Below are 14,111 nucleotides of genomic sequence, written 5' to 3'. Positions count from 1 at the left end.
TGCGGCTCACGCGCCGACTGGGGCCTGCGGCACCGGTACCGCCGCGAGAATGCGGTCCACGATCCCCTCGGGCTTGAACTCCTGGACGGCGGCCTCAGGGGTGAGCACCAGCCGGTGCGCGAGCACAGGCTTGGCCATCTGCTTGACGTCGTCGGCGGTGACGAACGCCCGGCCGTCGACCGCGGCCCTGGCCTGCGCAGCGGTGGCCAGTGCGTTGCTGGCACGAGGGCTGGCGCCGAGCTTGAGTTGCGGGATGGTCCTGGTGGCGTTGGTGATCGTGACGATGAACGCCTGCAGCGCGGGCGCGACGTAGATCCCGCGCACGACCTCGATCATCTGCTGCAGGTCCTCGATCGTGGCGACCGGCTGCAGCTGTTCGGGCAGCCTGCGCGCGATGGCGTCGCCGACGATGCGGACCTCGTGCTCCGGCGTCGGGTAGCCGATCCGCAGCAGCATCATGAACCGGTCCAATTGGGCTTCCGGCAGCGAGTACGTGCCCTGCTGGTCGACCGGGTTCTGGGTGGCGATCACGAAGTTCGGCTTGGGCAGCGCATAGGTCACGCCGTCCACCGTGACCTGGTGCTCGGCCATCGCCTCCAGCAGCGCGGACTGGGTTTTCGGCGACGCCCGGTTGATCTCGTCGGCGAGCACGATGTTGGCGAAAACCGGGCCTTCCTTGAACTGGAACTCGCCTTTGTGTGTGTCGTACAGCTGCACACCGACCACATCGGACGGCAGCAGGTCGGGGGTGAACTGGATGCGGCGCATCGATCCGCCGACCGAGTGCGCCAGTGCCTTGGCCAGCGACGTCTTGGCCACCCCGGGGACGTCCTCGATCAGCAGATGGCCCTCGGCCAGCAACCCGACCACGGCGTTCCAGATCACGCCGGTCTTGCCGTGGATGAAGTGCTCCACGTTGCGGACCAGGTCGTTGCATCGCCGTTGGACCCAGCCGACGCGCTCGGCGAGCTGAGTGCCGTAGGTCATCGCGCCCCCTGAATTTCAAAACACAGATATGCCAAAGCAAAAGGCTAATCCGATTGGCCCTGGCCGGGCCTGCCCGAAGGGGCAGCGATACGGGCGCCGGGCCGCAGACATTTGTGAGTGGGCGAGGGGGATCGGCGACGGAGCGCGAGCCGCCACCACTACTGTTTGACAGGTGACCTATCCGCTGGGTGTCGACATCGGCACCACGTACACCGCTGCGGCGCTGTGGCGCGATGGCCGGGTACAGACCGTGCCACTGGGCAACCGCGCCAACGCCGTGCCGTCCGTGCTGTTCCTGCGCGACGACGGCGCCATGGTGGTCGGCGAGGCGGCTGCCCGGCGCGGTATCACCGACCCGGACCGGCAGGCCCGCGAGTTCAAGCGGCGGATGGGTGACGATATCCCGATCCTGGTCGGCGGCCGTGGGTTCACCGCCCACCAGTTGACCGGCGAGGTCCTGAAGTGGTCGCTGGAGCGGGTGTCGGAGCTGCAGGGCGGCCCGCCACAGCACGTCGTGCTCACCCACCCCGCCTCCTGGGGCGACTACCGCAAGAACCTGCTGGTGCAGGCCGCCATGTCGGCCGGACTGCGGGAAGTGGGCCTGCTGCCCGAGCCGGTCGCGGCGGCCACCTGGTACGCCGCTCAGGAGCGGATCGAGCCGGGTTCGCTGATCGGCATCTACGACTTCGGCGGCGGCACGTTCGACGCGAGCGTGGTCCGCAAGACCGCGACCGGGGTGGAGATCCACGGCGAGGCCGGCGGCGACGACTCCATCGGCGGCATCGACTTCGACCACGCCCTGTTCCGGCACGTCGGCCAGCAGGCCGGGGTGGACATCACGCAGCTGGATTTCACCGATCCGGTGGTCTCCAGCGCGATGGCGCAGCTTTTCAGCTCGGTGGTGGAGGCCAAAGAGGCACTGTCGGCCGACACCGAGGTAGTCGTGCCGGTGGTGTTGCCGGGGGTGAGCCGGCAGGTACTTGTCACCCGATCGGAGTTCGAAGAGCTCATCCGGCAGCGCGTGCTCGGCACAGTCGGCGTGTTCGGCCAGGTGGTCCGCCGGGCCGGGGTGGATCCGTCCAAGCTGCACGGCGTCCTGCTGGTCGGAGGGTCCAGCCGGATTCCGCTCGTGCGTCAGCTGCTCGGTGCCGAGCTGAACATCCGGGTGGCCCTGGACGCGCACCCCAAATACACAGTGAGCCTCGGCGCGGCCATCGCCGCCGCGCCTCGTGTCGTCGGCGTTCGCTCGTCCGGTGGATTCGCCCCGCCCGTGCCTGGCCCGCCCGGCCCAGTGCGGCCGATGGGCCCGCCACCGTCCGGTCCGCCGCCGCACCTGCACCCGACCCAGTCCCGGCCGATGCAGTACCCAGCGGGCTACCAGCAGCCGCGCCCGGGTTTCCACCCACAGCACGGGCCTGGACAACGTAGTCAGGGCGCGATCCAGATGCCGGGCAACAACGGGCCCGCGCCCGCTGTGAGTGAGAAGGTCGACCTGGCTCGGTCCGGCCTGACCGGGATCACCGACATCCGGACTGTGCTCGCGGCGATGCAACCACTCGAACCGGTGACCATGACGCCGCCGCCTGCCCGCGGTGACCAGTTCGCCCAGATCCGGACCCGTGACCCGGAGACCACCGGTGGTGGCGCGGGCCGCGGCAGGCTGATCGCCGTACTGGTGGTGGTGATCATCCTCGCGGTGGTGGCCGCGCTGGTCTTCTTCGTGCTCAACAACAAGTCGAACACTTCCAGCAATGGCGGTACCCCGCCTGCCACGGAGTCCCAGGCGGCGGGTCTGCCCGCGGTCGGCAAGATCACTTTGACCGGTCAGCCTCTGGTGATTCCGCCAGAAGGCACGGACGAGATGTTCGCTGTGACCGGGCTTGGCAATGGTGACGTCATCGCGGTCGGCGCTTCGCAGGATCGCAAGGCTCGAGCCTGGCTTTCCAAAGGTGGTGGCGCCTTTACCGCGGCGGAGGTTCCTGTTGATTCTCAAGGGGAACTGCGGGATGTGGCTGTTGTCGGGTCCACTGTGGTCGCTGTCGGCTGGACCGGGACGGGGCCGACGAACCGGGCGGCGGTCTGGACCTCTCCGGACGGGTTGAAGTGGAATCTCTTGCCGCCACAGGGGGATTTCACTCCTAATTCCGGCTTCAAACGTCTGACTGCTGTGACGTCGGGGCCTGGCAACAAGTTGTTCGCATTGGGGCGGGACGATCGGGCGGATCGGACCGAGGGGGACGCGTCGGTCTTCACCTCGACCGACGGTAATACCTGGCAGATCGTCAACGGGGTGACCGGGCTTTCCGGGACTGGGCCCCAGGACGTGGAGAAACTTACCCGTACTTCTGACGGCACGTTCATCGCCGTCGGCTCGGTTCTGGCTGGTGCGAAACGCGGTCCGGCTGTGTGGACGTCGAAGGACGGCGTCAAGTGGGATCTTTCTCCCTATACGCCAGGCCCGCCGGAAGCTTCTCCCAACCTCAAGGGCGTGGCCAGGCTTTCGGATGGAACTCTCTTGATCTGTGGCTCCGTCGGGACAGGTCAGCCTCCTCCGCTCAGTTGCTGGACCCAGGCCAAAGATCAACATTGGGAACGGTGGTCCATCGCCACCGACCCGGCTGCGCCTCGGGCCTTTTTCCTTAACGGCTTATACCCGGTTGCCGACAAGAAGGCTGTCGCCGTGGGCGTTGGTCAGTCCATAGTGGACGGCAAGAACGTCAATGATGCCGCTATGTGGGTCACCAACTTCGGTCCTCGGCAGTAATGCTCCTCGAGCATTTGCGCTATTCATTCTTGGAAAGGCCGCGCCGGACGCTGCTGTTCGGGTGAAATAGGCGTGGATCGCCCCACAACGGCAGGCTGCCGCGCTAGAAACGGACCGGTGACCGAGGTGCACCCGCTCCGCCGATCGCGTGGCTTTCGTTCTCTCATCCCGACCGGCGCCTGGACCGAAATCGTGCGGCACGGCGTCCGCACCCACCACGACACAAGGGATCGCCTGCTGTACCAGGGTGATGCCGGGGGCTGGGTGCTGTTGTCGCTGTCCGGTCGCCTGAAGGTGGTGTACGCCGAACCAGACGGCGCGGAGATCATGCTGGCCATCCGCGGCCCCGGCGACGTCATCGGCGAATTGTCGGCGCAGGACGGCTTACCGCGGTCGGCCACAGTGCAGGCGATCGAGCCGGGCATCACGTCCAAAGTCCCAGCGCGGCGATTCAACGAACTCGTCCGGCGTCTGGATCTCGGTTCCCGGCTGGATGGCTACATCTCGGGAAAGCTGCGTGAGAGTGCGCCTCATGCGTGGCAGCTGGCTCACCGGACCACGGCGTCACGGCTCGCCGCGCTGATCACGGCGATCATCGACGCCGCGGGTCCAGACCACCCGTCGCCCACCACGATCGCCATGTCGCAGGAGGAGCTGGCGTCCGCGCTCGGCCTGGTGCGCTCGGCGATCACACCTGTGCTCAAGGAGTGGAAATCCGCCGGGCTGGTCCGTACGACCCGTGGCCGGCTGGAGATCGTGAAGGTCGCGGCGCTCACCTGAGGTGATGTGTCCACTTCTGGACAGAACCACCGGCAGCGTTCCTGGAGGCTGGGGTCACCGATCACGCGCGCATTCGCATGGAGGAACGCTGGTGAGCTCGAAGCCCTCGGAGACCAATCGCTCGCTTGGCGATTACATCGGGATACTCGCGGTCGACGTCCGCGGATTCAGCAAGCATGACGATACTCAACAGCGAGTCATCGTGGACAGGCTGGCTGAGGTGCTCGCAGTGGCAGCAGACCGTGCGAAACTCATCTCGTTGTGGGAAGGCAGAGACAAACTCTTCAAAGCCTTCCGCGGTGACAGCTACCTCATCGGATTCACAGCAGACCTGGTCGCGGCCGTGGTCGACCGGTTCTTCGACTCCCTGCAGAGCGAGCTGCGCCGACGTGCCGGGGAATTTCGCGCCGAGGGCATTGACTTTCGGCTGCGCGCCAGCCTGCACCTCGGCCTGGCGGCGTCGTTCGACGAGCCGCAAACCGACTCACCAACGGGCCGGATCATGGTCGAGGCAAACCGGATGCTCGACGCGGAATCCGTCCGGGCGTTGCTCGACAACTCTGACCCCGCAGTCACTTTCGTCGCCTCGGTGCTGTCCCACACCGTGATGGAGAACGTCGTCGAGGCAGGTCACACCACCCGGCGGCCTAGCGAGTTCGTCGAAGCACCGCTGTCCGTGGCGGCCAAGGGGTATTCGGGCAAGGGATATCTGCGCGTGCCCGCGCCATCCGGCGACTTGCTCCGGTTCGGTCTGCTGAGTGGCCAGTCGGAACCGCACCCGGCAGATGAGGCGGACTCGGCACAGCCGGAGGAGATCTACGGCGAGGTCACCAACAGTGTGAGCGGAACCGCGGGCAGTGTGCTGCAGGCTCGCGACATCAGCGGCGGGGTCGCCAGTCATTACTTGCAAGGCGTCAACAGGGGGATCACAGTGTCCGGGAACAACAACACAACCGCGGGGCACAGTGTGGACCAGTCGTCTGGAAAGCAAGAATTCTCGGGCAACTTCCATACGGCGGGCGACGCCAACTTCGGTCCGTCCAGCGGCCGCCGCCTCGGCGGCGACACCGACCCGAAGGCACGGTGAAGACCTTGGAGGAGCACGATGTCGACGCCTTCGGCATGCTCGACTCACCCGCGCCCGAACAAGATCGCCTCCAGCCGGAGCCTGTCCTGCCCGAACCCGTCGCCGAACCGGCTGAGCCAGAACCACGTCAAGTCCCGCCGCTTTCGATTGACGGAAACGGCAATGACACCGCGCTGAGAGACATCAACAAGCCCAGGTTCGACATCGGGGCCTTGGTGCTCACTGACGGGTTGCTCCAACTGGCCCGGGCATCGTCGGAAAAACGAAGCGGGCGTGGCCTTCAGGATCGTGACGCGCTTGTGCACCTGGCCGACAGGTATGTGGAGCCACCGGGTCTGCTCGGACTTTCTTCCGGCGGGCAGCCCAAGACGGCAATCGAGATCCTGCGTGACCGCCGGGTGTTGCTTCTGACCGCGGAGGCGCACGACGGTGGTCAGTTCGCGGCGTGCATGCGCTTGGGGCACGAACTGCGGAAGGGGCATCCTGACCTCGTCGTTCGTGAGGAACTCATCGACGAGTTGCGTGTCGCCGATCTGCTCGTCGACCATGAGCCCGCCGTAGTGATCGGTGACTTGCGCGACGCGCACGACAAGCTTCAGTCCGTACGCCGGGGGCTGGTGGAGTTCGTCGAAGAACTCGAACGCCATCTCAGCTATCTCATCCTCATCATCCCGAGCGACCAGGCCCGCCGGTTCGAGGATTTCCTTCCCGGCCGTGTGCACCACCTGAGCCGGCCGACGCCGCTCAAAGTCTTTGCGCGACATGCCATCGGCCTTGACAGCGAATCGTTCGCCCACGACTCGGTCCTGACCGACCGGCTGCGTAACTTGTGGCCACCTGAGGTCAAGGAGCTCGCGGACGCTGTCTCGGACAGGATCGGCCAGGACGAGGACCCTGCGCACGCGCTCCAGGAGGTGTTGCGCAGCCAGCGAGACGAGCAGGGTCCGTCGTTGCGGGAACTTGTTCGAAAAAGGCAGGACAGCGGCGATATCGAGTGGCTCGCGTTGCTGCTGGCCGCGACCCTGCTGGAGGGCGCCGAGACCTGGCACATCGTCGATGCCGCCGATCGCCTGCTTGCTCTCAACGGTGCGCAGCGCAAGAAGACGGTGCCTCTTCTTCGGCCCAGTCCGTACACCAGGCTGCTCGCACTCGACTACGAATCATTCAACTGCGATGACCGCAAGTTCCAGCCACGCGGTACCGGGACATCGGTACTCCGGTTCTTCTGGCGTGAGCATCGCGACCTGCGCAAAACGTTGAAGCGGTGGATCGGCGAACTGCCCCGGCAGATCAGCGACCTGACGCGCGAGGAGTTGGAACGCCTTGCTGACCGGTGTGCCGAGCTCGCCGGCGAGGACAGTGCCGAGGTAGCGCTGGAGCTTGCCGAGGGATGGGCCGCGACCAAGTCGGGCACAGACTCCGACGGCGATCGGACCTCGGATCACCCAACAGCCCGGTACCGCCGATCGATCGCGGTGCGCTTGCTGACCACGACGGCGACCGACCCGGCGGTGGGCACACGGATACGGCAGAAACTCCTGGAGTGGTCGAAAGGCGCGAACTCGGACCTTCAGCTGCTGACGGCCGAGGTCTGCGCGGGCATCGGGGAGTCGTTTCCCCGCATCGCGCTCACTCGGCTCAAGCACTTGGCGAATTCAGAAAACCCGCATGTACGGATCGCCGTTCTCGAAGCCACCCGGCAAATAGGCACAGACCTCGGTGTCTCCAGTTTCTTGCGGTACGTGTCGGAGTGGTTTGACAACGCTGCTCCGGCCCGGCTGAGCCTGCTGGCGGACAGCGTCGCTACTGTACTGATGAAAGACAAAGAAGACGTTGACATCGAAACCGCGGCGGCGTTCTGGCGGCAGGCCCTCGACACGATGCCCCCGGAAAGCCTGCGCCCTGTTGTCGCGAGCTGGTTGCATGTGGCCGCAGGCGCATCACCAGCTCAGCGGGACCTCATGGTGGAACCCCTTGTACTGGCCACAGAGTCGAAAACGCAGCGCATCGCACAAATTCTCTATGCGAGCCGGTCCGCGCCGAACCAACCGGACCCTGCCGAGAGCGATCCACTGGCCGCGACCTTGCACCGGCTGTCGGTCCGGCTCGACGAAGTCGACCCGGTCTGGCGGTAGGCATCGATGGCTGGATGGAGTTTCCGGCGGCGACGTGGCCCGGAGGAGAACACCGTACGGCAACCGGCTGCAGTGGATTCAGTGCTCGCCTGGGAGATCACTTTGTCGCTGCCCAGCTCGGATGAAATCCTGCGTTTCGAGGCCCACTTCGCCATCGAGGCGAAGTGGCAGGGTGATGAGCCACCGCCCAGCCTGCCTGATATCGCGCGGGAAGGCATTGCCTACCGCGCTGAAAGGCTGAGCAGGCGGCACACGTTGACCGCAGCCGAGCGGTTGAGGGGTGCGTTGAGCGTGGCGTTATGCCAATGGCTGCCCGTGCGCGGAACCGAGGCGCTCGCTCGCGGCCACTGCGTATCGGTCGACGCTGACACCGAATTGATCGCGGCGGTCGCGGCCCGCGAGGAGGCGGCGAGCCGCCGGTTCGCCTTCTCCTGGCAGGACGAACGCCGAGCGCATCAAGCAGAGCAGATGCGCTCACAACTCCTTGACCCCCTTCGCGCGACAGCGTGGTGGTTGATGGAGAACCAGGACAAGCCCGAGCGTGTCGTGGAAATCGCGCGCGCGTTCAAGGACGCACGCGACGCACTTGCGCCTGAGGACTTGCCGGATTCCCCAGGGCGGATCTTCGACGGGATGATGGCCGTGCCCGACCCGGCGGCGAAGGCCTACCAGCTGGGCATACTACGGAAGTTGATCTCCGAGTCCGGCCGGGAGGACCTGCGCGCAAGGCTGGCGGAGTACGAGGAGAACGCCAGAGAACCTTGATGGACAGCAGGTTGCACTCTGCGCGCGTCGGTATGCCCTGCGGGCGGGGCCGAGGGCCGCCCTGAAGGTGCTGGGGGCCTTCAGGTGTTGTTGTTCCGGGGTGTGTGGATGTTTCCGGGGACTGGTTTTGGGCGTTGGAAGGCCGTGGTTTCTTCTTCGGGGCCGGTTCCTGGACGGAAGTTCTCGGTGGGGGCGACCGGCTGGGGCTGGGCGGGCTGGGGTTTGCCGGGCGGCGGCTGGACGGGTTGGTGCTGGGCGGGCTGAGGTTGGCGGGGAAAGCCACCTGGTGGGGTGCCTGGGGGAGGAGCGGCTGGGCGCTGACCCGGACCCGGCTGGTTTTGCCGGGCCGGCTGGCGCTGGGGACTGCCTGGCTGTCCCTGTAGCCGAGGGCCTGAGCGTTGGCCTGGAGATTGGTTGGGCTGGGGGGCGGTTCTGATGGCGGCGGCCAGGCCCTCGCAGGTTCGTTGCAGGACTTGGGCGGCGCGGGTGAAGCTGGGGTCGATGAGGGCGTTGCCTGCTACGCGGCGCCAGTGGCCGTGCATGCCTGTTATCGCGGCCTGGACTGTCTCGAACGGGGCGTCGGGGCGGAGGTTGAGGCGGTCGGCCACGGAGGCGCCCTGGCCGCCGAGGAGGCGTTCCATCACGGCCAGTTGTTCGGCGGGGGCTTGGACTGAGCCGGTGCGGAGTTCGGTCAGCAGGCGGAGTTCGGTTAGTTCGTGGGCGCCGGCGCGGAGGCGTTCCACGGCTTGGCGCAGGCGTGGGGCGGCGGGGATGGGGTCGTTGCGGGTTACCGTCTCGATCGCGCGGAGGGCGCCGTCGGCTTTGAGGACGTCTCGGCGTTGGGCGAACTGGGTGAGGAGCAGTCGGCGGAGTTCGGCCAGGCCGCTGCGTTCACGCAACACGTTGCACAGTGCGATTCGGTCTGCCTCGCCGGCGCGGAGGGTTTCCAGGCTCAGGCGGACTCCGTACATGCCAAGCATTCCGAGGAGTCGGCGCCGTGCGTCTGGGGACACACTGACTGTGCGTGAAGGGGAAACGAATCGTGCGGCCGACAGCATCAAGGGCATTGTCGCGCCCTCGCTGGCTTTGGCGATCGAGGCGAGGTCGGCGAATTCCGCGTCGCCCAGGGTTGCCGCGGTTTCGGCGAGCAGGCCTGCGACTGGCATCACTGTGTGGACGAGGCTGCGGATGCGGGAGTCCGCCCGATAGCCTGCCGCGACTTTGCCTGCATGGGCTATTGCGTCTTCTTCGCCGCCGCCGACTTCGTCTGCGCGGGAGAGGACGCCGACTGCGTTCACCGGTGTTGTCTCGGCGGCGTCTCCGTCGTGGAAGGCGTCCAGGAAGTCGATGTCCGTCGAGTGCAGGTGCCGCATCAGGTACAGCACCGCGTCCACGCTGCCGGTCTCGCCGAGGAAGTCCTGGGTACGCCGTCCTGCGGACTCCGTCAGCGAGCCCATTCCTGGGGTGTCCACCAGGGTCATCTGGTTGAGCCAGTCGCTCGGCAGGGACACTTCGACTCGGTCGACGCTGTCCGCGTCCAGCCTTCCCAGGTCCAATGTGTACCGATTGCCGTCGTTCTCAATGGACAGACCGATTGGCCTTGTGCCATGAGGGAAAGCGGTTGCGCGTGGCTCTGGTCCACGGGCGTACCAGGTGACGATGCGGGTGCACTCGCCTGCGTCTGTCGCGGCTATCCGGGTGCCGACGAGTGCGTTGAGCAAAGTGGACTTGCCGGCTTTCACGCGCCCGGCGATCGCCACGCGCAACGGCCCGTCCAGATGTCTGGCCACGTCGTTGAGTACGCGGCCGCCCTGTCTGCCCTGATATGCCGCAGTGGCCTCGCTCAGCAGAGCGCGGACCCGTTGAGCCAGAGAAACGGTCACGACCGGCCCCTTTGCGTCGAATCGGCCATCCGGTCGGCGGAGGCCATCAGGGCCGAGACCCGATCCAGTTCGGATTTCGCGGCCGCGCCGCGGGCGGCCGCGGCCTGTGCGTCGACCTGCATCGCGCGCATGGCGGCTTCCTGCTCGTGCTTGGCGGCCGACACCAGTTCCTGCGCCTCGTCGAGGTAGTAGTCACGGATCCGGCCGCGGCTGTGCCTGATCAGGTCGTACGCGGCACGGTTGGCGTCCACGCGGGCCTGGTTGAGGTACACGGCCGCCGCACGCAGCGCCTCGGCACGCGCCGCGTCCACCTTCGTGGTCTTGTAGCTGCGTACGGCCCGCCATGCGAACACCGAGCCCAACGCGGCGGTGATCGGCAGGACGATGAGCAGGCTCGGCGCAAGCGTTGTCACCAGCACCGTTGTCACGATCGAGCTCGACAGTGACCAGCCGCGTGCGGCGTGCATGCCGACCTCGAGCTTGCCGCCTTTCTTGCTCGCCAGGCCTTCCAGCTTGAGGTCCTGGCCTGGGGTCATGTCCGCGCCGCGGGCGATCGCGTCGACGTGTTCGGCGGTCGCGTCGAACAACGCGGCCACTTCGTCGGCCAGTTCGTCGATCTTGCGGATCAGCCGGGTGTGCGCGTCGGTGAGCTCTTCGTTGGCCCGCCGCTGCAGCCACGGCACGATCTCCGACCACTCCTTGGTCGGATCGCCTTCCTTGATCCGCTTGGTGACCTCGTTCTCCAGCCGCCGCGCGCAGTCGGTGAGATCGGCGTCCAGGGCGGCCTGGATGTCGGCGAACCGGTCGGTGATCGTGTTCAGCCAGCGCGCGGACGGCCCGGCCAGCGCCTGGGCGCGTTCCCCGCTCGCGGCGACCTTGCGCATCGTCGCCTGGCGTTCCTCAGGTTTGGTCAACGCCGTGTGCTCGGTCACGAGCGTGTGAGCCACCTGCTGCAACGAGTTGCGCACGACACCGGCCGCGGCCAGCACGGACTTGGCCGCGTGGTCGGCGAGCAGCCGCGATCCCAGTCGTTCCACCAGGACTGGGAAGCCGCATTCCGCGTTGAGCGCAGGGTCGCCGGTGTCCAGCGCCAGCTCGCGCAGGGTCGAGGACACCGAGACGATCTCCGCGTCGATCTCCGCCGCTTTGAGGTGGGCCCGGTCCAGCTCGAGGATGCGCTGCCACTGCGGGTAGAAGTCCGTCTTGGTGAGCGCGATGATCAGGTTGGGGCACATGTCGATCGCGTGCTTGATGAAGTCGACTTCCGCCGCGGTCAGCTCTTGCGACGCGTCGGTCACGACGATCACGCCGTCCGCCAACGCAAGCGCTCGCATCGTGGCCGACGCCGCGGCCGCCGCGAAGCCGCCGCCCAGGCCAGGAGTGTCCACGAGCACGAGACCGTCGGACAGCAGTTCACGCTTCAGCGTCGCCTCGATCGCCCGCAGGCGGGTGCCGTTGTCGGCGACACCGGTCCGGCCGTACTCCGCCGCCTTACGGATATCGATCTTGATCGGCGGGGGATCCTGGGTCGCGTCCGGCGCGGCCTCGGGCACGAGCACCGCCGACGGCTTGTCCCCGTGCTTGATCAACGTCGGCACGGCGGTGAACGCGACCGGGTCCACCCCGCACACCGGCACCCCGAGCAAGCCGTTGACCAGCGCGCTCTTGCCCTTCTTGAACTCACCCGCGACCAGCACGTGCCACGCGCCGGTGGTCAGCTGGCGCCGGCACTTGATCAGCTTCTCGGCCAGGTCCGGCCGGCCTGCCGAGCGTGTCTCGGTGATCGCGGTGTCGATCAGCTCGAGCATCTCGGCGGTCTCGGCGGCGCTGCGGGCCGGATTCGTGGTCGTCATGTGTGCCCAGGGAGGTTGTCGTGGTAATCGTCGTGCTGGTCAGGCACCGAGTGGTCCTGCGGGGCCACCCAGTCCTGGATGTGCTGCAGAAGGTCGTCCTGGTTGTCCTGGTCGAGGTCGTGGTTCGACGAGGCCTCGGTCCGGTCCAACGGCACTGCGGCCGCCGCGTCACCCGGGGGCGCGTTCAGGTCGATCGGCGGTGGCGCCTGCGGCAGCGCGATCGGCTCCGGTGGCGGATCCGCGCTGGTTATCGTGTGGCTGGCGGCGACGACAGACGGGTTGCGGTCCATCTGGATCGGGTCTGTGGTCAGCCGGTGGGTGAACCCGTCGACTGGCGGTTGCTGCGGCGGGGGAGCGGGCGGGACGCCACCGATGCCTGCGCCCATCTCCGGGATGTAACCGGCGTACTGGAACCGTTTGGTATTCGCCTCCCACGACCCGACGCCGTACTGGGTGCCCCTGGCCTCGATCGTCTTGCCGTTGCCGAGGCTGATCGCCACGTGCGCGGCCGACGGGCGACCACCGGTCATCGGGTCGGAGGAGAAGCTGAAGAGCAACGCGCCCGGGGTCTTGAGCGCCTGCTCCACCGACATGGTGGTGCCTTCCTTGGCCAGCTCCCGGTACTGCAGCCACGAACCGTCGGGCATCTTCACGCCGGCCTGGGCCGAGGCCCATTCGACCAGCTCCGAGCAGTCGAACACGCTCGGGTTGGGGTCGTTGGCGTTGACCTCGTGGCCGAAGACGTACTTGTCGCCGGTCTGGGCGACCGCGGAGTTGAGGAACGTCTGCAGCTTGCTCGCGTCACCGCCCGCCACCTGCTGCTGCTGTGGCACGACACCCTGGTTGGCCACCGGCGAAACAGGGGTCGGCGCAGGTGCCGCGGCGGACTGCGCCGCCGCCGCGAGCTGCTCGTCCAACGGAACGCCCGAGGCCGCGCCCCGGTCTCCGGCACCCTGCGCGGGAACGCCGGGAACGCCCGGCTGGCCAGGAACGCCCGGCTGGCCAGGGACACCGGGCACGCCGGGTTGACCGGGTATCGCGGGCTGGCCCGGTATCCCAGGCTGGACCGGCACATTGCTACCCGGCTGGACCGGGACACCGTCGCCTGGTTGGACCGGCACGTTGCTGCCGGGTTGGGTGGGCACGCCGGTGCCGGTGACGCCTTGCACGTCCTGTGTCCCGGGGGCGCCGGTGCCTGCCGGCTGCGCAGTACCCGGGTTCGCAGCAGTGCCGAGCGCCGCGTCGCGACCGGCGAGCAGGTCCGAGTCCAGCGGGACACCGGACGCTTCACCGTGCTCGATGCCTGCGGCTGCCGCGTTGGGCGCGGCGACCTGCTGGACGTTCACGTTGTCGCTGGCAGCTGCGGTCGACGTGGCGGTGGATGGCGTTGGCGCTACGCCTGGACCGCCGCCACGCGCATCGCCTGCGGACGTGTGGTCGCCGTAGCCGGACACGCCCTCCCACATGCCACGGTTCGGGCCGTCGCCGTACGAGGCTGCTGCGGCTTGCGCTTCCATCTTGTAGCGCAGGTATTTCGCGGCCGCGCCCTTGTGCGTGGTCGTCCAGGGCGAGATGTCGTCGCCGCCGTGGGAGACCTTGAACGCCGCGCGGGCGTTCTGCACGGGGTCGAACAGGTCCACCGACTCGAAGGCCGGGTGGGCCCGCTGGTTGATCTGCCAGAGGCCTTTGCTGTTCTCCCCGACCGGATTGTGTGCTGAGCTGTTCCCCCTGGACTCGGCCAGGGCGATCGCAGTCATCGTCGCGGCACGATCCGGGGAGAAACCGGCTTCGCGCGCGAACGCGTAGATCTGCTCCGCCGTGTATCGCGCCATACGTCCATTATGTTTGACGTGACGG

Annotated in this window: 9 protein-coding genes; 5 read left to right on the top strand and 4 right to left on the bottom strand. The window is 67.3% G+C overall.

Going from position 1 to position 14,111, the window contains the following annotated elements:
• Positions 1 to 6: 6 nt before the first annotated feature.
• Positions 7 to 987: an AAA family ATPase gene (locus JOF56_RS50655; protein WP_209646598.1), complete on the bottom strand. Its 981-nt coding sequence runs from the start codon at positions 985 to 987 to the stop codon at positions 7 to 9.
• 172 nt (positions 988 to 1,159) lie between these two features.
• Between JOF56_RS50655 and JOF56_RS50650 the strand changes: the two genes are divergently transcribed.
• The 5 genes from JOF56_RS50650 to JOF56_RS50630 all read left to right on the top strand — a co-directional run bounded on the left by JOF56_RS50650 (position 1,160) and on the right by JOF56_RS50630 (position 8,518).
• Positions 1,160 to 3,751 (top strand): Hsp70 family protein, encoded by a 2,592-nt coding sequence (locus JOF56_RS50650; protein ID WP_209646597.1) that lies wholly within the window; start codon positions 1,160 to 1,162, stop codon positions 3,749 to 3,751.
• 117 nt (positions 3,752 to 3,868) lie between these two features.
• Positions 3,869 to 4,531 (top strand): Crp/Fnr family transcriptional regulator, encoded by a 663-nt coding sequence (locus JOF56_RS50645; protein ID WP_209646596.1) that lies wholly within the window; start codon positions 3,869 to 3,871, stop codon positions 4,529 to 4,531.
• 91 nt (positions 4,532 to 4,622) lie between these two features.
• Complete coding sequence (locus JOF56_RS50640) at positions 4,623 to 5,618, top strand: hypothetical protein (RefSeq protein WP_307855645.1); 996 nt, start codon at positions 4,623 to 4,625, stop codon at positions 5,616 to 5,618.
• On the top strand, positions 5,615 to 7,753 hold the full coding sequence (locus tag JOF56_RS50635; RefSeq protein ID WP_209646595.1) for a hypothetical protein: 2,139 nt from the start codon (positions 5,615 to 5,617) through the stop codon (positions 7,751 to 7,753). Before JOF56_RS50640 ends, JOF56_RS50635 begins: the two co-directional genes overlap by 4 nt.
• A 6-nt stretch (positions 7,754 to 7,759) precedes the next feature.
• Entirely contained in the window at positions 7,760 to 8,518 is a 759-nt protein-coding gene (locus tag JOF56_RS50630) for a hypothetical protein (protein ID WP_209646594.1), read from the top strand.
• Between the two features lie 80 nt (positions 8,519 to 8,598).
• On the opposite strand, the gene JOF56_RS50625 is transcribed toward JOF56_RS50630, so the two are convergent.
• The 3 genes from JOF56_RS50625 to JOF56_RS50615 are packed head-to-tail and all read right to left on the bottom strand — an operon-like array spanning position 8,599 to position 14,086.
• Complete coding sequence (locus JOF56_RS50625; protein ID WP_209646593.1) at positions 8,599 to 10,401, bottom strand: dynamin family protein; 1,803 nt, start codon at positions 10,399 to 10,401, stop codon at positions 8,599 to 8,601.
• Positions 10,398 to 12,254 (bottom strand): dynamin family protein, encoded by a 1,857-nt coding sequence (locus JOF56_RS50620; RefSeq protein ID WP_209646592.1) that lies wholly within the window; start codon positions 12,252 to 12,254, stop codon positions 10,398 to 10,400. The genes JOF56_RS50625 and JOF56_RS50620 overlap by 4 nt, the downstream gene beginning before the upstream one ends.
• Positions 12,251 to 14,086, bottom strand: coding sequence for an NlpC/P60 family protein (locus JOF56_RS50615; RefSeq protein ID WP_209646591.1), 1,836 nt, complete (start codon positions 14,084 to 14,086; stop codon positions 12,251 to 12,253). Before JOF56_RS50615 ends, JOF56_RS50620 begins: the two co-directional genes overlap by 4 nt.
• Between the last annotated feature and the right edge of the window lie 25 nt (positions 14,087 to 14,111).

It is taken from the genome of Kibdelosporangium banguiense (genome assembly GCF_017876405.1).
In the GTDB taxonomy this organism is placed as follows: Bacteria; Actinomycetota; Actinomycetes; order Mycobacteriales; family Pseudonocardiaceae; genus Kibdelosporangium; species Kibdelosporangium banguiense.
The sequence above is the reverse complement of the archived record's forward strand: the minus strand, read 5'-3'. Positions and strand labels throughout refer to the sequence as shown.

What these genes read in the sequence shown, in the direction of transcription:
- JOF56_RS50655 (WP_209646598.1), bottom strand. Translation starts at nt 987, where the DNA reads ATGACCTACGGCACTCAGCTCGCCGAGCGCGTCGGCTGGGTCCAACGG.
- JOF56_RS50620 (WP_209646592.1), bottom strand. Translation starts at nt 12,254, where the DNA reads ATGACGACCACGAATCCGGCCCGCAGCGCCGCCGAGACCGCCGAGATG.
- JOF56_RS50630 (WP_209646594.1), top strand. Translation starts at nt 7,760, where the DNA reads ATGGCTGGATGGAGTTTCCGGCGGCGACGTGGCCCGGAGGAGAACACC.
- JOF56_RS50615 (WP_209646591.1), bottom strand. Translation starts at nt 14,086, where the DNA reads ATGGCGCGATACACGGCGGAGCAGATCTACGCGTTCGCGCGCGAAGCC.